The organism is Sporosarcina sp. FSL K6-6792 (assembly GCF_038004885.1).
Lineage (GTDB): Bacteria > Bacillota > Bacilli > Bacillales_A > Planococcaceae > Sporosarcina > Sporosarcina psychrophila.
The window spans coordinates 450,725-467,320 of record NZ_JBBOSA010000001.1; the positions used below are offsets into that span (position 1 = coordinate 450,725).

Here is a 16,596-nt window from a genome sequence, read left to right on the forward strand (position 1 = left end):
CTATGGTGAAGATGAATCGATTCATTCAATTTAATGATGAAACGGTCGATGCTAAGACGCTTTTATTGTATGAACGATTAGGGCGCGCATTAGCAGATGCACCATTCATTGAATTAACGGAACGAAAGCTTCTTGAATTCCGACCTCAAGAAGGTATTATCTCGATGAGTGTTTTTTGGCGTCACCGAACAGACGAAGTGATCCACGCTGGCCGTCTGTCTGATATCTATTTGTTAACATCAGGTTATTGGAAGCATTTTAGTGTTAAGTCATGGATTAAATTTAGCCGGTCAATTAGCTTATATCCACTCCGGAAATTCACATCTGAATTATTATTGATGCTGGAAGAGTTTCGTTTAATTGATGTAATTACGAAGGAAAGACCTGGAACCGCAAGTGCATTCGAAGTTAGAAGGGAAGCCTACGTTTACCTCCACCGCAATGCACAGTCTTCGAATATGCAGAAAAATCAACTTGCGGATGCGATGATGAATCAGTTATTCATATCTCTCCATGAAGGCTTATTTGCAGAAACGTCCATCGACTGGGATGCTCATTCCATCGACTATGATCTCATTCAATCCGTTCTGCAACACGCATACGATTCAAAAAGTACAGAGGACAATACATTTATTGCGGATAGAATTACAGGGATTGTAGAAAGGTCAATTGACAAGGATCTTGTCAAACAGTATTATTCAGCCGGGGATTCCATTACAGAAGAAAATACTGTATTTCATTATCATAAAGGGATGTCTGACGCCGAAGAAGGCGAGGAAGGTCCAAAAGAGACAATCGAAGAAGTGTTTAGATCCTGGCATCGTGAAAGCGAGAGTGAATCAGGCGTCCACCTTGAATTTGAACTTGAACACGGACGCTCTGGGAAGAGTGATGCCAACGATGCAACGCCAGGCCATGAAGATGCTGAGGTCGAAGAGACGGGCTCAGGTGATTCAGAGGGGAATGACAGCGATCGTTGGACGGATGACACCAGTGATAAGACAGACAAACGCGATCGAAAGATGAAAGCGGGTAAGATGTTTGGAAAAGAGCATGTGAACGTCGTGTATGAGGAACAACGGATAGAAGTCATAGACGAGGTTGAAAATCGTCAACTATTGACCGTTTGGCGAGAAGAGCAAAAGCCGTATGTTCGTTCCTTCGTCGAGGAGATGAAGAAACGGATCGATTTGAAACAGGATTCAAAACGCGAGCGCCTTATGAAGGGACGACTGTCTACGAAATTAACGACAATGGTTGTGGATGAACGACCGAAACCATTTTATAGGAAGAGTGCGCCATCTGTTAATCTAGATGCGGTATTCGGTCTACTAGTTGATGGTTCAGCTTCGATGCTCGACAAATTAGACGAAACAAAACAAGCTGTACTATTGTTTCATGATGTACTCCGTCAACTTGGTGTATTTCATGAAATTTCGTCCTATTATGAGGATGCAAATAACGCTACAAAAGAAGTGCAACCAAACGTATTTGAGCTTATGCATATGTTTACAGATCGCAATAAGGATAACGGTTTATCGATATTGTCGTTTGATGCTAATGAAGACAACCGTGACGGATTCGCGATTAGATGGATGGCCGATCAGCTTGCGATGAGGCAGGAGAAGCACAAGTTTTTGCTAGTCTTCTCAGACGGGGAACCATCGGCGTTTGGTTATGATCGGAACGGTATCCTAGATACAGCAGAAGCGGTAATGGAAACCGAAAAGAAAGGTATTTCCATCATTCATCTATTCCTTTCAACTGAAGAACCGACCGTTGACCAAAAAGCACTTTTTTCAATGATGTTTGGCAATAAAACCGCATCATCCAACTCGGTCGATAGTTTCACAGATCAGACATTGCGGATACTTAGAAAATTACTCGCGATTGTAATAAGAAATACGTGAACCGCGAGTAAACTCCTAGATAAAATACAAGGTGAAAACACAAAACCGCCCTTAGAGAGGACGGTTTTGTGTTTTTTCATGAACAGCAAGAAGGCGCTGTTTCAGCTCATCTTCCATTCGTCCGATTTCTATTTCAGCAGCTTTACGTTTTGCACGACCATCTGCCTGGATAATAAGTGTCTCTTCAATAGTTTGAATCAAGTTTTCTTGCGTCTTTTTCAGCGTATCAATTTCGATGATGCCGCGTTCATTCTCTTTAGCTGTTTCAATTGAATTGATTTTCAGCATTTCCGAGTTTTTCAACAGCAAGTCATTTGTCGTTTTCGTAACAAGTTTTTGAGACTCTACAGCTTTCATTTGTCGGTTTAACGTTAAGGCAATTGCTATCTGATTTTTCCATAGGGGAATGGATGTCATAATGGATGACTGGATTTTTTCTGCAAGTGTTTGGTTTGTCTGTTGAATCATCCTGATTTGAGGTGCACTCTGAATGGTGATTTGTCGTGATAACTGCAAATCGTAAAGACGTTTTTCCAACCTATCAAGGAATTGTGCCATGTCATTCACTTCCTGGAATGCCATTTGATCATTCGATAGCTCAGCTTTTTTGCGCATTTCAGGGATGATTTCATTGGCGAGTTCATCCTGTTTTAATTCAGCTGCGGCTATGTAGATATTTAACGCTTGGAAATAGGTTTTATTTTGATCATACAAATTATCAAGCATTCTAACATCCTCTAAAAGGCCACGTTTCGAATGCTCAAGTTGAACACCAATCCTGTCGATTTGAGTACTAAGTTTCTGATATTTCGTCATCATTTCTTGAACAGATCGCGTTGCTTTATTAAACAATCTACTTAGACCCGACTTCTTCTTGTCTGATAAATCGTCAGGGTCTATTTCAGAAAGTTTACCCATCAAGTCTTTCAATACATCTCCAACAGGTCCAATATCTTTGCCTTGAACATGATCGAGCATTTGAGTGGAGAACCTTGAAAGCTCGCTTTGAGCATTTGCGCCGTACGTTATAATTGCTTCATAGTTGCCGACAGGAATTTGTTGTGCAAGGACTTTTGCCTTCTCCCTCTCTTCAGGAGTTAGACGGTCAATCAGTTTAACGCTTGTTTCAGCCTCTTTCTTTTCTGTTTGCATTTCCTTAGGAAGAAGGGGTTCTTGAAAATCAAAAGGACTATCAAGTAAATCATCAATTGTTTTTATAGGATTATTTTCGGTCATTATGTGGATCTCCTTTCATTTCAAGAAGCGGCTTTTTATTATTCATGGATACATCAACAAAGTCAATTTCCATTTGGAGCTGGTCGATATCAGACGCTAAAACGCTTCGTAGGTCTTGCTCCAATTGCTTGTTAACATCCCCAAGCGTTTCACGCGTATTTTGTAATGCGATGCGAAGTTCTTTATCTTTCAATGGTTGGTTGACAAGCAACGCATATTTCGAAGTCAATTCGACTGCGGAATCAAGATGGGCATAGAAAAACTTCTCTACGTCGTAAAACTTTTTAGGGTTTGATCGGACGAGGCCAAGAATCCTTCTAGATAGGCTATTCATTTCATGAAGTTGCCTAAATGCCTGGATTGACCTGACTTGTCCATAAAGACCATTCAGGCGTTTGATTTTCATTTTCGCACCAGTAATCTGACCTTTTATATGACTGTATTCAGAACGGGACATCCCGAGTTTTTTTAAGTTGGATGAAAGTTGAATCTGCTTCAGGGTAAACGTTCCGCCAAAGTAGATCGCTACCAAAAGGCCAGTAGCCGCAAAAATATTCATACCTGCACCCATAATAAAGAAGAGCCAGGATCCAAAACTGATTGGAGCTGTTATAAAATGTCTTATAAAAAATTGTTTAACTTCTTTCATGATATATTCATACCTCCTTTGACCCTATACTGTATACGTTTCAAAACGAATAAAGTTTCATGTCAGTAGTTCAATTATACCCGATAAATGCAATCTACACCTACCATTTGAATTCAAAAGGGAAGCAATTAATTGGACATCAGGAGGGAGTTTGTTAAAATGAAGGACATTCAACTAAGAGTTACATAGGAGGTTTAGGAAATGTATGAAGTGATTTATATGAAAGCAGATTATGAGCCATGGTGGATGTTTGAGGAGTGGGAAGAAACAATCCGTTCACGCCATTCATTTGATGATAGAGTACTTGCTGAGGTACACTTTAAAAAATTGACTAGTGAATTACGAGGAAAGCATAAACGTGAGGCTATGAAAAAAGACTGTTTTTTTGCCTTTTGGTCTGAAGACGAAATAAATTTCTGTGAAGGCTGTGATGAAGATCTCCAACTGTATCATGGCGTTATCTTAATGAAGGACGGGATGCCCAATGCTTTCTGCTAAAAAAACATTGGAAATAAATACGGATTCGCATCTTCCAAAAGGTAATCGTTAGTTTCGGTACCTTTTGGAAGATGTGAATTTATTCTGCGATGTAAAGAAGCGTCCTAACGAGGGACGCTTCTTTACATCGCTATTTGTCGACTGTCTTCAACGTAGAGGTAACAATGAATTCACCGTCATCCGTCTGCATAATAGATTCCCGTTTGACTTCACCAAACCCTTCAACGAAATACTTACGGTTGACGAAGTCATCCGTCTTCATTTCGATGACGAAAGCATGATCAAACTTCTTATACGGTGTATCGACAGTTGTATTTGTTTCAACAATCGTCCACGTATCAAATGTTGTGCCTTTTTTTAAGGGTTTTTTTAGATAAACACCAGTTGGATCCATTGCATCCAGTTCTGCCAGGGTGGGGAAGTCTTTGACTAATTCGACAGTCTGTTCGTCTAAGATACTTATTTTGTCAGGTTCGATTTTATAAATATGGCGAACCAGGGAGCCGCCATTATTCTCATGGACGACAACATAATTTTCAAATGGTCGTGCGACTTCAACATCAAGTTCTGCAAATTCATTTCCTTCACCTAGATAATGCGCCTTTGAACCATCCGGTAGAAAAAGATCAGTTAAAGAAATTTCACCATCGCTCTCACTTTCGCTTTCTTTGACGATACCTTCACCAATTGTGCCATTGGTTGACCCTGAATTATCAAGGGCAGTCGGTTGTTTTTTCGAACACCCTGAAAAGACAAGGACCGCTACTGACAGAAATATGAAAAGATTTATTTTCCTCATGAAAACACTCCTTTCTATTGGTTATACCCATTTCGACGGATATCATACGCAAGTGTAGGAATTGCAATCGGAAATCCAACATCATTTAGCGATAAAAAGAGCCGTTTCCCAATCAAGGGAAACGGCTTAAAATTATTTCTTTTTATTTTGTTTTTCTTGTTGTTCTTTCCACTCTAGGTACTCATCATAATTCATCAATTTATCGAAGATTGTACCATCATCATGGATTTCAATGATTCTGTTCGCAACCGTCTGGATGAATTGTTGGTCATGTGATGTGAAGATCATTGCACCTTTGAATGAAATCAGTCCGTTGTTAAGCGCTTGAATTGATTCAAGATCCAAGTGGTTCATCGGTTCATCCAGAAGAAGAACGTTCGAACTTGTCAGCATCATTTTTGAAAGCATACAGCGAACTTTTTCCCCACCGGATAAAACGGATGGTTTCTTGTTCACTTCATCACCTGAAAACAGCATACGGCCAAGGAATCCGCGTAGGAATGTCTCGGTTTGGTCGTCAGGTGAATATTGACGTAACCATTCAACAAGTGAACTTTCCGAACCTTGGAAGTAGTTACTGTTATCGATAGGAAGGTATGCATGTGTTGTCGTAACTCCCCATTTGATAGCTCCAGAATCAGGCTCAGACTCTCCGGCAAGCAGTTGAAGAAGCGCTGTTTTTGCAAGAGGATCTCCAAGAAGAATGACTTTGTCTTCTTTGTCAATTGTAAATGAAGCATCTTTAAGCATTACTCTGCCATCCTGTGTTTTGTTAACTTCTTGGATACTTAGAACATCATTTCCAATTTCACGGCCCATTTGGAAGTTGACGAAAGGATAACGTCTTGAAGATGGTTTAATATCATCCAATTCGATCTTTTCCAACGTTTTCTTACGTGAAGTAGCTTGTTTAGATTTCGAAGCATTGGCACTAAAGCGGGCAACGAATGCTTGAAGCTCTTTAATTTTTTCTTCTTTTTTCTTGTTTTGGTCTTGTGACATTCTAAGTGCAAGTTGGCTTGACTCGTACCAGAAATCATAGTTACCAGGGTAAATCTGGATTTTAGAAAAGTCTACATCCGCAATTTGCGTACAAACTTTGTTTAAGAAGTGACGGTCATGGGAAACAACAATAAGCGTGTTTTCGAAGTTCATAAGGAATTCTTCGAGCCATTGGATTGCTTTCAAATCAAGTGAGTTTGTAGGCTCATCCAGAAGAAGAACGTCAGGCTTACCAAACAAAGCTTGTGCAAGAAGCACTTTCACTTTATCAGAACCGTTTAGTTCAGACATCTTCAATTGGTGATATTCATCTGCAAGACCAAGTCCTTGTAAAAGGATTGCTGCTTCAGATTCAGCTTCCCAACCGTTCAAGTCGCCAAATTCACCTTCAAGTTCAGCTGCGCGCATGCCGTCCTCATCTGAGAATTCCTCTTTAGCATAGATGGCGTTTTTCTCCATCATAATGTCATATAAACGTTTGTGACCCATAATGACTGTATCAAGTACGACACTTTCCTCGTATTCGAAATGGTTCTGTTTCAAAATAGCAAGACGTTCGTCTTTGTTCATAATTACATTTCCAGATTGTGGTTCTAGTTCACCTGACAAAATTTTAAGGAATGTCGATTTTCCCGCACCGTTTGCACCAATTAGACCATAACAATGGCCCGGATTAAACTGTATATTCACATCTTCAAATAGCTTGCGGTCGCCGAATTGAAGACTTACATTACTGACTGCTATCATTCAAAATCCTCCTAAATTCACAATGCTCCCATTATAGCACGAAATAATTCATAGTAGCAACAATGCTTATGCCTCAAGGCTTATGAGGGGTTTAAATAAAAACAACCTCCAAATATTCCACCAATTTAAAAAGTGAATGCATTACTGTAGGATTTCGCTAATTTGACTTCGAGGTTTTATTGATGAGTGGGTATATAAACTTAAAATCATCAAAGAAGTATATCTTAGTCGTTCTGCAATAGTTTGTAGTGGAATGCCTTTACTCAACATAATTTTTGCTTGGGGATGTCTAAAACTGTGTGAAAAATAGATTTCATTCCTGATTCTTAGGGTGTGTTTAATTGGATTTGAAACAGCTTTTTCACTAACGGGAGTTCCGAATCTTTCTGATGTCAGTACGTAGTCTGTTTCCATCCATCGTTTCCCATAATTGAGCATGATCTTTTCACACCATATTCTATACATCTTCAATTGATTTAAAAGGGGATTGTCGACAAAAATTGTTCGATTGCTATTTTTCATTTTTGCTTTACGGACTCCGTGGTAATCACGGCCAAAGGCGCATCAAACGAAGCAGGCTCTTATCAAGTCGGGTGAATTGCGACCGACGATGAAACCGGATGTCGACAATTATGTGAAGGCAATCAAAGACGGTCTTATAAAAGTCATTTGGCAGGATGACAGTCAAGTGGTGGATCTGAAGGTTCGAAAGTTTTACAGTTTGTCACCAAAAGTTGTTGTTTGTATCAAATACTGACTTGGAATGAGGGAGGGCAATGAACGGTGTTTAGTGGTTGTTTTTTTGGTGAGAGAAGGATCAGCGGGTTTGGCTATATAAGCCTTTATTGCAACGGGAATTGTACGACAAGAGACAAGAAGGTTGGAAGTTGTGGAAGTGAAATGGGAGGGGAATGACAGTTATTGCATTTTGGGAAGGAGTTGTACTCGTAGTTATGGGGGTGGGCGGTTGAGTAAGTGAAAGTAGACACACTATGTGAAGCAAAAGAAATAAAAAAAGAACGGTTTATTAGTTACCGTTCTTTAATAAAGCTGAGACTTTGAATGTTTGGATTATGCAAGGTTCATCATCAATTAATTGATTTTTTTCTTCATAATCAATTTTAAAATCTTTATATACTTTTCTCCAAAAGGATACAGCGGGAAGGTTATTAACAAGTTCAATAACAAAGTATTTTCCTTTTTTATTTTCAAATAACTCTTCTACTGCCTGTATTCCAAAACCCTTACCTTTGTACTTATTTAGAATAAAGATGTCATTAATGCCGAAATCATTTTCTTTTTTTAAAAATGGTCTTTCCAAAAGCAGAATAAATCCTATAATGTTGCCATCAAATTTGATGAAGTAAGGAGAAATGCCCTCATTAGTCCAAAATGAGTTTAGATCCTCGTAATCAAAAAATCCATTTTCATCAATAGTAATGTTAGCTGTGAACTTGGACAGATCATGAAGATAAAAGGAATATAAGTTGCGTAAAATTATTTTTTCATTTTCAAAAACTTCCTGAAGAGAAACAGACATATAAAAACCTCCTTAGCATTTCTTTAAACTATATCTTAAATGCGATTATTTTAGAAATATTTTACTATAAAGCACAATACAACCAAAAGGAGCTGAGAAAATGACTTCAGAACAAGCTAAAGAACTTTTCTCCGAAAAAGGACTAACTTATGAAAATATTACAAAAGGCGATATTGGTGTTTTGTTCACCTTCCTTAACAAGCAAGTTAAAGAAGCCAATAAGGCAGGCATAATGTCCACAAACACTATGAGAATGAGTCAAAAAAATAAAAAGCAAGTACAATACAACCGGAAATGTAAAGGAATGTTATTTATTCTTAAATAGTCATTACTTCACTCAACGAGAAGCGATCAGCTTTAATTCAGACGGCTTTATAGGATTTGCAGGTTGGGCGGACAGTGGTAACAAATCACCTTTAATGAGTGCTTTTGTGGAATGGGTAGATACGATAGCAAGTTAGTACACAGCGTGTCACAGAACGCGCAAATAAAAAAGCCGATTAAATTTAATCAGCTTTCTGTTTCTTGATTTTTATTATTTGATATAAATCATGTAAAATCGTTGCCGACAATACTAGGATTACAAAAACTCTAGAAAATGTGGTGTTTAAGTCGTTGGATAATAATACTGCCATTAATACAAGCACGAAGATAATATTTAGAACTTTGTTAGTTACTTCTGATTTAAACATGGTAGAACACCAACTTTCTAAATATTAATTATCTAATATACGTATTTAAAATCAATAAGTTTCAAATGTTCAATAATCATGGAGCTACAGAACGACTCAAAAGGCCGAGTAGATAACTGAATGACCGCATATCAAGAAATAATCAAGCTTTTACCGCAATTACCGTTTGAGGTGCTGAAAGATGTTGAACGACGCACCGGGGACTGGATGTGGAGCGGTGGCAATGAGGATGATCCGTATATTCATCAGCAGTTGCGGTATGACAAACGATTGTTAGGAGGGAAATCAAATGAAATATGACAAGCAAGAATGTTCTGAGTGCGGCAGAAGTTGCAAAACTTTGTACAGACCGACCTCAAATCATTCGGGCCCGAATTTGTGTTACTGGTGCAACCGTAGAAGGATGAAAGAAGAAAAATCAAAGGAGTGAACGAAGTGGTGTAGCAGCTAACCATTTTTGATGTTGCGCCAGTCAAAGAAACCTTTACAGTCGGTGACACGGTTGAAATCGTCGTCAATGTTGAGGATTATTTCTACCTGAAGGTATTTGAAGGAATGGAAGGTCGGATTGTTAAGGTTTTACACAGAAGACAGTATGAGGTTTTGTTTGCGAAGTCTATTCAGATCGGGATATATCGGCAAAGTGAATTAAAGAGGAGTGAATGAAATGACAGTAAGGACGTTCACTGTCGTGTATCGTCCCATTTCGTAAGTATACATTCATTACCCTATGTCGGTTTTTTCTCTATTCATTTCTTTTATACGATCATCAATCGGATCAATCGTATGAATCGTATGTTTAAATCGCTTACTTTGATGGAGGACGATAAAAATAAAAATGAACTGTAAAATCAAGGTAGCAATACAAATGCAAATCCACATCCAAGTCGTTGCTGTCATTTGATAGTCTCCTTTCTTGCTGTAAGTTTACTACAAAAATATAGGCTAGTCAGTTACGGGTTGGTGACAGTTAGGCAGGATGAATTGAAGAAGAGTGAGCGGGGATGAACAATGATCATGAACGTGAAAAATTTAAAAGATTGATGGAGGGCTTTTCTCTCGCTGTGTATGCGAATGCCTTAGGGGAAATGGGGAAAATCAATTCTCGGAAACTTATGGCTGAGATGTCGGAAGGATCCAAGATGTCCCGTGAATATTTGGAACATCACTCGAGCATTGAAATGGATGGGGGTGCTGGTTTGATCCACGCGAAAGAACAAAAGCGTGTGTTACTTGACGACGTTGATATTGATTGGGTCTTTACTGAGCAAGAAACGGATGTATTCAGAGCGATGTGGGTAGCGAATATGAGCATGGATAGCATCGCGAAAGAGTTGGGACGTAAGAAGTTGGAAATCGGATTGCTGATTATTGAGCAGGCCGGGCTCGGGGAAATACAGGTACGCGGGGGGGATTTTAAGATGGTGAAAATCGCATTAGACGCCGGACACGGTATCAACACTGCAGGCAAACGCACACCAGATGGTGAATGGGAATGGTCATTTAATAACAAAGTGTTGTTGGCTTGTGCAGCTAAATTGAACAAATACCAGGACGTACAGATCCTCAGACTGGATGACCCGACCCGAAATACAGATGTACCCCTTGCGACGCGCACCAATAAGGCAAACGCATGGAAAGCTGATGCGCTTGTATCTATTCATCATAATGCTTTTGATGGAAAGTGAGGCAGTCTGGCGGCATTGAAACACTTGTCCAGGAGATTACTGCAAGTAAAGCATCGAAAGATATAGCGGCAATAATTCAGCCATACATTGTACAAGCAGTGGGCCTTTGTAATAGAGGAGTAAAAACTGACAACCTCCACATGTTGAGAGAATCAAGCATGCCTGCTATCTTAACTGAAGGCGGCTTCATGGATTCTACGACAGACATCGCCGCATTAAGAAGTGATGCAAAACTGAAAGCGCAAGGCGAGGCTATCGCGGATGGTCTAGCTATGCACTTCAAGTTGAAATTAAAAATCTGCACTTACACCACCAAAAGAAGGAGTGATCAAATTGTACGAACCTACATCAAAAGCAATTCAAGATTCGACAGAAGAGGTATTGAAACAACTTGAAGCGGGCAACAACGGTCTGTCTAGCATCTGGCGCAAGAAGTTGAATGATGGCACGTTGTCGGATTCCGATACAATTGGATTGATGTTCGTGGCTGCCAGTCGGGGTTCCTCTATTAAAAGAAAAAGCGGCTCCTCCACAGATTAGATTGTGGAAGACCGTTTTTTTGTTTGTAAAGTACTACCGCTACCCATATTATAAAGGTATAGGTGGATTTGGGAGACTACATGCCTGTGAAGACAAAGTGTTAGGGGGATGTTATGATGCCTACTAAAATACCTACTGAAGTAATGACTAAAAGTATTAATATAGTCGATATAATAGCTACCTCAATTGTTGTTTTACTTGTTATTTTAGTATGTGTTGCTTTGATAGTATCGATTAGGAAATTGTCAAAGGATCAAAAGAAAAAGGCTCAAAACAGCATGAACGTTGAACGAAAGCTAGATAAGATAATAGCATTATTGGAGAAAAAAGAGATTGATAAATGACAGAGAAGTCCCCTAATAAAGGGGGCTTTTTTATTTGGCCAAAAGGAAAAATAAAAGGATGTGTCGATGGTAATTAAATAGGTGAATTTATAGGCGACTATTCGTAATTTGAGTCGCTTTCTATTTTGCAGGATTTTTAGAATACATGTCGAAATATACAATATAGTAAAAAAGAGGGGGTTAGTGTTAAAAATGGTGAATATTTTAACTCCAGTATTCGGAGCACTCCTTCTAGTTGCAATTTGTTATCTTATTTACAAGGTTAGTAAAAAACAAAGTAAATAAAATTCAGATTATTTTTTATTTTGAGATTGAAAAGCAACCATTTCATTATGGAACGATCGCTTTTTGTTTTGTCGAATTAAAGTAGTATTCATATGAATATAGACGAATAAAGAAATGGAACATTATATTTATTCAACAAACGGTTTTAGTTGAACAAAATGAGGTCGTCTATTGACGGCTTTTTAGCGAAGAGAGTATCGTAGGCATTAATGTTTGACCAACTAACGAAAGCCCTCACATCCGTTTAAAGGATGGTGATATGATACTTAAATTAAGAGCCCCATCCACATATTCAATTGCGCTGTGGGATTGGCGACAGGAAAACTACTTTATCAAAAAAATGGGAGAATTGAAACTTAATGAAAAAGTGGATGAAATATATTGTTATCATTATATATTTGCTTCTTTTAGACTATTCCATTGAAAAACCTAAAGACCTTTACTTTTATCTTATTTATGTTCCTATTGTTTTTGGGGGCGTGTTTTTAATTCTTTATCTTTTTGAAAAAAATAATAAAACTAAAAATGAAACTTATTAAACAAACGGTTGCATTAGTTGACCAATAGGAGATCGTCTATTGCCGGTCTTTTTATTTGTCCAGTTGTCTGTGGAAAGGTTAAATAAGAGTAAAGAAAAAGCGGAACCTCCACAGAATGAATTGTGGTAGGCCGCTTTTTTTATTTGCCAAGACACAGTCATCTATTCTTGGTTTACATACATAATTCACTTATCCCTACAAAAGTAAACGTGGAAAGATAAAATTGATTATTTAAAGCAAAGGGTGACTACTCATTTAATTAAGCGTATGCCTTTTTTGTTTGTCAAAATATCTAGTATTACCATATAAAATCATAATCGGTAATATTTAATGACTATTGTAATCCAGTTGCAATAAGAACGATTGTTCGATATACTGGATCGAAAGGAGGGAATGAGTGTGCGTAACCAATTAATTAAGTCTGCAGGGTATAACGAGTCCTTAGATATGATGTATCTCGCAAGGGGCGGAACAATCAGTAAGCGAAGAATCAACTTACTGCAGGTCGGCGAGGTATCGTTCCGTGCATACTGTTTTCTACGCAAATTCAAGCGGACTTTTACGATTGATAATGAACTCGCACTTGTTCCCGTCGTACATAAAGAAAGCATGGTGATCTAATGCCGTTAATCCTAGGAGACGCCTTACCGTATTTCGAGAAAATGATTTACCTACCGATGATTATAAGCATCTTGGAGAGAGACCGAGAAGTGATTGAAACAAGTTCGTTCAAATTGAAAGGACCTTATATCTATATCGTTGAAAGTACGTTAAATACGGTTCGAGCTGAATTAAAAGAAACAAATAATTATGCACGAAGAAAAAATATGAAGTTGATTAAAAGAGGGAAAGATGGCACGTTCACCGAGTATGCATTTATCCAAAATGGCTACGAGGATAAGAGACGCTACATGAATATACGGTTGCGTAACAGGACGGAAGAGTTGATATCTGTTTACTTTGCAATGGTGGAAAGTCAGGATACATGGGGAGTTGCTACAACGTGATTAATCAGAGCGCTGAAGAATTGGCCATATCACTGATGTTTAGGGAACACCTAGCGGAAATAAAAGACTGGAACAGAAAGGATGATGAAAATGACAGCAATTCCAAAACCACCAAAATCAAAGGTTGTAGCAGGACCAAAACTAACAGAAACTGATTTTCTTGAAATCGGCGAAAGAATAGGGGAATCAAAAGAATTTAACATAGAGGTAGAGGTTACGATATATGCTCAAAAGAGGTATGAGTCAGTTACAGGAATCGTTACAGAAGTCGATGGCCAACAAGGTAAATTATCTTTCCAAATGGGTTTTGAAAACGTAAGAATAAACATGAATAATATTGTGAGTGTGAAATGAAATGCTAGAAAACATTCAAAATAGAAGTTGCGCAAAAAAGGGAATGTGGTTTTTACATGGGTGTCATAAAGGAAAAAATGTTGAGTCGATGTGGATTACAGTTGATAGTCCTTTCGGAAGAGACCGCAGACCAGTAGAGGGTATAATCGATGTGCAGATTGCGGAAGATTAGACGGAGTAAAGGCGACATTTCGAAAGAGGTCGCCTTTTAAATCTTGTATCTTTGATAATACCAGATTGACATTTATTGAATCTTGTATTCATTTATAATATATCAAACAATTCAGTGTTAGTTAAACGGAGTTTAAATAAGAAAGGATGACCTCGTTTGAAGGTTGAGCATTCATTATTTCTTCTTTGTTACTCTCGTTAGGGGTTTATTATATTGGTTGGATGCATGGGCAGGTGAAGTGATTTCGTTAACACGAACTGTACATTTGAAATGAAATGAAAAAAAGACCATAATTTCGTGGTCTTTTATGTTAGTGTACTATGTTTTTCAATAGATTTTATTTAATTGGGTAATAAGTCCATCAAAAAAAGGCTTTACGATAAAGTCAGCGGCTCCATTTTCTAAAGCCTCAATTATTAAGTCTTGAGTCCCTAAGGCTGAGCACATAACAACACGAGCATTGGGGTTTATTTTCTTAATTTCTTTTAGCGTAGCGACACCGTTCATATTTGGTAAAGTGATATCCAATAAAACGATGTTAGGGAAGTGTGATTTATAAAGAGTCACAGCATCTTCTCCACTCCCAGCTTCAGCTACGACATAATAACCGTTACTTACGATAATCTTTCTTAATAGATTTCTCATGAATTTTGAATCATCTACGAGCATTACTGATTTATTGAAAATGATCCTCATCCTTTTTAACAAGTGATAGAAAGCAATACACTTGGTAACCGGCTGCCATAACAAATAATTGTATTAGGTCCTTGGCTTTGCGTCCTTACCTTTCGATAAGTTTGCCTATATACAAGCTACCATACTTTGATAGAACAATCTTATGAAAGAGTCTAATACAAAGGATTAGTAAGTAAATAGTTGGATAGGCAACATGCACAGTCCGAGAAGAAAAGACCAAGTAATCAGCAGTCTTTATTACAGTCATCTTGAGATTTTTGCCTGGAAATTTCGAACAACCATTGTTAATCCACGTTTTTCAAACTTATTGACGCTTTCACTTAACTATCAAAGCTACCTAAAATCATGAAATCTACAAGAATCCCACTCACTGGATTTTCTGAACCTAATACATTAATTCCTAGTACTACTATACTACTATTATTTGTAACATTAGCAGAGACAAATTTTGCAGCAACATTCTTTTCTCGCATTTGTACTCTCGGTCTTGCATTTATCGAAGAATTTGTAGAATATACGCTTGATACAGCATAGTCAATAGTTGTTAATAATGGAATGCCAGTAGATAATCCGTTTTCTGTAAAATAAAGTGTGGCTATACCATTTGCGTCAGATGTAGCTTGCCCATAAACAATCCGCTTTACTTTTTTGGGATTGGACTCTCCTGCTTTAAACACTTGAAGAGCTGTTGGTGCCAGTAAAACAAACTCAACGCTCATAGCTATTCTCCCTTTGTAATACTTTGATATCTATTACAAACAACAACATTGATTAAATGTATGACTGGCTATACCTTAATATTCTTTGTGCTTTTTATTAGCTTATTACATTCAATGTTCCTTGAGGATTCTTTCTTTTTTGCAAAGTGAAATTGCAAAGAAAGCCATCAAAATGTAGTGCGCAGTTCGACCAAAATATGTAGCAGATGTGATGGGAATTTATTAAACAATTTTATTGCGAATGTAATAAAAACGAGTATTAAGGCTTGGTAGCGGTGAACGTGGAGGAAAACGACTTGAAGTCAACTCCTTATAAAAAGGCAACAGAAATGTATATCGAAGTCATTGCAGCGGAAAGTGTGGATGAAATTTCAGACGAGGCGAACCAAATCTACGGACTAAAGAATATGCATTTATGAAATTCATGAATGCGCCTAATACGCAGGATCACACAGATAGGGATTTATTACAGGAATTTGAAAGCACCACAAATGGCTTTTTGCAGGCTGACAGTTCTTTACTTTAACGCACAGTACGAGGAAACGGGAGACCCATTGAATGCAGTAAATTAAGAAGAGGACTAGATATTATCATAACGGAATCAATTTCTTTCCCCAGGCACCTAAGCGATATAGAAGCAGAACCTGGAAAAAAACACTGACTTTTAGTTTAAAGATAATGTGACTGTTTATAGTACGCCTATTAGTTTAAGTAGTAAAACTATTACAAGAATAGAAATAATAACACCTAGAATGTATCTCATGGATATCCCCCCCTATGGAAAGATTGTACCATAGATACTATAACTAAAAGTGTTTTTTTAGGAATTTATTTCAAATTTACAAGCTAGTGCAATAAGTGGGTCCGCATAGTCTGACCAAAAAGCGAAGTAGATAACTGAATGACCTCATATAAAAAAATCAAACTTTTAACCCGATTACTGTTCGAGGTGCTGAAAGATATTGAACGACGCGCCGGGGACTGGATGTGGAGTGCTAGCAATGGGACGATCCGTATATTCGTCAGCAGTTAAGGCATGCCAAACATTTTGTGAGTAAGTGTTAAACGTGGTGCAGCAACTTACTATTGATAGTTTCCATTCTGACTTTATCTAATGTGAGTTTACTACAAAATCTGCTTAATTATAGGTTAGTCAGTTACGGATCGGTGACAGGTTGG

Annotated in this window: 22 protein-coding genes, 1 pseudogene and 1 riboswitch; of the genes and pseudogenes, 14 read left to right on the forward strand and 9 right to left on the reverse strand. The window is 38.0% G+C overall.

Going from position 1 to position 16,596, the window contains the following annotated elements; all coding sequences use genetic code 11:
• Positions 1-2: 2 nt before the first annotated feature.
• Positions 3-1,910, forward strand: a complete 1,908-nt coding sequence (locus MKZ26_RS02100) for a hypothetical protein (RefSeq protein ID WP_340764065.1) — start codon at positions 3-5, stop codon at positions 1,908-1,910.
• 51 nt (positions 1,911-1,961) lie between these two features.
• Here MKZ26_RS02100 and MKZ26_RS02105 read toward each other — a convergent pair whose 3' ends face one another.
• Positions 1,962-3,146, reverse strand: coding sequence for a toxic anion resistance protein (locus MKZ26_RS02105; protein ID WP_187044954.1), 1,185 nt, complete (start codon positions 3,144-3,146; stop codon positions 1,962-1,964).
• Complete coding sequence (locus tag MKZ26_RS02110) at positions 3,133-3,795, reverse strand: 5-bromo-4-chloroindolyl phosphate hydrolysis family protein (RefSeq protein WP_340764066.1); 663 nt, start codon at positions 3,793-3,795, stop codon at positions 3,133-3,135. Before MKZ26_RS02110 ends, MKZ26_RS02105 begins: the two co-directional genes overlap by 14 nt.
• A 201-nt stretch (positions 3,796-3,996) precedes the next feature.
• Between MKZ26_RS02110 and MKZ26_RS02115 the strand changes: the two genes are divergently transcribed.
• A complete protein-coding gene (locus MKZ26_RS02115; RefSeq protein WP_340764067.1) occupies positions 3,997-4,293 on the forward strand; it encodes a DUF1033 family protein in 297 nt (98 codons plus the stop codon).
• A gap of 130 nt (positions 4,294-4,423) precedes the next feature.
• Here MKZ26_RS02115 and MKZ26_RS02120 read toward each other — a convergent pair whose 3' ends face one another.
• The 3 genes from MKZ26_RS02120 to MKZ26_RS22285 form a co-directional block, all read right to left on the reverse strand.
• On the reverse strand, positions 4,424-5,092 hold the full coding sequence (locus MKZ26_RS02120; RefSeq protein ID WP_340764068.1) for a hypothetical protein: 669 nt from the start codon (positions 5,090-5,092) through the stop codon (positions 4,424-4,426).
• Between the two features lie 132 nt (positions 5,093-5,224).
• On the reverse strand, positions 5,225-6,841 hold the full coding sequence (locus MKZ26_RS02125) for an ABC-F family ATP-binding cassette domain-containing protein (protein ID WP_340764069.1): 1,617 nt from the start codon (positions 6,839-6,841) through the stop codon (positions 5,225-5,227).
• Between the two features lie 141 nt (positions 6,842-6,982).
• Positions 6,983-7,363: a tyrosine-type recombinase/integrase gene (locus tag MKZ26_RS22285; RefSeq protein ID WP_445683395.1), complete on the reverse strand. Its 381-nt coding sequence runs from the start codon at positions 7,361-7,363 to the stop codon at positions 6,983-6,985.
• A gap of 34 nt (positions 7,364-7,397) precedes the next feature.
• Here MKZ26_RS22285 and MKZ26_RS02130 point away from each other — a divergent pair.
• A pseudogene (locus tag MKZ26_RS02130) lies at positions 7,398-7,598 on the forward strand (RusA family crossover junction endodeoxyribonuclease); the annotation flags it as partial.
• A gap of 270 nt (positions 7,599-7,868) precedes the next feature.
• On the opposite strand, the gene MKZ26_RS02135 reads toward MKZ26_RS02130, so the two are convergent.
• Entirely contained in the window at positions 7,869-8,381 is a 513-nt protein-coding gene (locus MKZ26_RS02135) for a GNAT family N-acetyltransferase (RefSeq protein ID WP_067209604.1), read from the reverse strand.
• A 100-nt stretch (positions 8,382-8,481) separates the two neighbouring features.
• Between MKZ26_RS02135 and MKZ26_RS02140 the strand changes: the two genes are divergently transcribed.
• Positions 8,482-8,706 (forward strand): hypothetical protein, encoded by a 225-nt coding sequence (locus tag MKZ26_RS02140; protein ID WP_067209602.1) that lies wholly within the window; start codon positions 8,482-8,484, stop codon positions 8,704-8,706.
• 487 nt (positions 8,707-9,193) lie between these two features.
• Positions 9,194-9,373, forward strand: coding sequence for a DUF6877 family protein (locus tag MKZ26_RS02145; protein WP_340764070.1), 180 nt, complete (start codon positions 9,194-9,196; stop codon positions 9,371-9,373).
• A 423-nt stretch (positions 9,374-9,796) separates the two neighbouring features.
• Here MKZ26_RS02145 and MKZ26_RS02150 read toward each other — a convergent pair whose 3' ends face one another.
• Positions 9,797-9,973 carry a hypothetical protein gene (locus tag MKZ26_RS02150; RefSeq protein WP_340764071.1) on the reverse strand — a complete coding sequence of 59 codons (177 nt, stop codon included), beginning with the start codon at positions 9,971-9,973 and terminating at the stop codon, positions 9,797-9,799.
• Positions 9,974-10,077: 104 nt separating this feature from the next.
• Here MKZ26_RS02150 and MKZ26_RS02155 point away from each other — a divergent pair, with 104 nt between their 5' ends.
• From MKZ26_RS02155 to MKZ26_RS02185, 8 genes are all read left to right on the forward strand, one after another.
• Positions 10,078-10,761 (forward strand): N-acetylmuramoyl-L-alanine amidase family protein, encoded by a 684-nt coding sequence (locus MKZ26_RS02155; RefSeq protein WP_340764072.1) that lies wholly within the window; start codon positions 10,078-10,080, stop codon positions 10,759-10,761.
• Positions 10,758-11,156 carry an N-acetylmuramoyl-L-alanine amidase gene (locus MKZ26_RS22290; protein WP_445683396.1) on the forward strand — a complete coding sequence of 133 codons (399 nt, stop codon included), beginning with the start codon at positions 10,758-10,760 and terminating at the stop codon, positions 11,154-11,156. Before MKZ26_RS02155 ends, MKZ26_RS22290 begins: the two co-directional genes overlap by 4 nt.
• Positions 11,095-11,301 carry a hypothetical protein gene (locus MKZ26_RS02160; RefSeq protein ID WP_340764073.1) on the forward strand — a complete coding sequence of 69 codons (207 nt, stop codon included), beginning with the start codon at positions 11,095-11,097 and terminating at the stop codon, positions 11,299-11,301. The genes MKZ26_RS22290 and MKZ26_RS02160 overlap by 62 nt, the downstream gene beginning before the upstream one ends.
• A 116-nt stretch (positions 11,302-11,417) precedes the next feature.
• Complete coding sequence (locus MKZ26_RS02165) at positions 11,418-11,645, forward strand: DUF4083 family protein (RefSeq protein ID WP_340764074.1); 228 nt, start codon at positions 11,418-11,420, stop codon at positions 11,643-11,645.
• Between the two features lie 644 nt (positions 11,646-12,289).
• Positions 12,290-12,469 carry a hypothetical protein gene (locus MKZ26_RS02170; protein WP_340764075.1) on the forward strand — a complete coding sequence of 60 codons (180 nt, stop codon included), beginning with the start codon at positions 12,290-12,292 and terminating at the stop codon, positions 12,467-12,469.
• Positions 12,470-12,862: 393 nt separating this feature from the next.
• Complete coding sequence (locus tag MKZ26_RS02175) at positions 12,863-13,090, forward strand: transcriptional regulator (RefSeq protein ID WP_340764076.1); 228 nt, start codon at positions 12,863-12,865, stop codon at positions 13,088-13,090.
• Positions 13,090-13,476, forward strand: coding sequence for a hypothetical protein (locus MKZ26_RS02180; protein ID WP_340764077.1), 387 nt, complete (start codon positions 13,090-13,092; stop codon positions 13,474-13,476). Before MKZ26_RS02175 ends, MKZ26_RS02180 begins: the two co-directional genes overlap by 1 nt.
• A gap of 90 nt (positions 13,477-13,566) precedes the next feature.
• Complete coding sequence (locus MKZ26_RS02185; RefSeq protein ID WP_340764078.1) at positions 13,567-13,830, forward strand: YolD-like family protein; 264 nt, start codon at positions 13,567-13,569, stop codon at positions 13,828-13,830.
• A 499-nt stretch (positions 13,831-14,329) separates the two neighbouring features.
• Here the strand turns inward: MKZ26_RS02185 and MKZ26_RS02190 are convergent, their stop codons facing one another.
• Positions 14,330-14,698 (reverse strand): response regulator, encoded by a 369-nt coding sequence (locus MKZ26_RS02190; RefSeq protein ID WP_340764079.1) that lies wholly within the window; start codon positions 14,696-14,698, stop codon positions 14,330-14,332.
• A 30-nt stretch (positions 14,699-14,728) separates the two neighbouring features.
• Positions 14,729-14,814, reverse strand: a riboswitch (cyclic di-GMP riboswitch).
• 204 nt (positions 14,815-15,018) lie between these two features.
• Positions 15,019-15,417 (reverse strand): hypothetical protein, encoded by a 399-nt coding sequence (locus MKZ26_RS02195; RefSeq protein WP_340764081.1) that lies wholly within the window; start codon positions 15,415-15,417, stop codon positions 15,019-15,021.
• A 296-nt stretch (positions 15,418-15,713) separates the two neighbouring features.
• Here MKZ26_RS02195 and MKZ26_RS02200 point away from each other — a divergent pair, with 296 nt between their 5' ends.
• Positions 15,714-15,836 (forward strand): hypothetical protein, encoded by a 123-nt coding sequence (locus MKZ26_RS02200; protein ID WP_340764083.1) that lies wholly within the window; start codon positions 15,714-15,716, stop codon positions 15,834-15,836.
• Positions 15,837-16,596 lie beyond the last annotated feature (760 nt).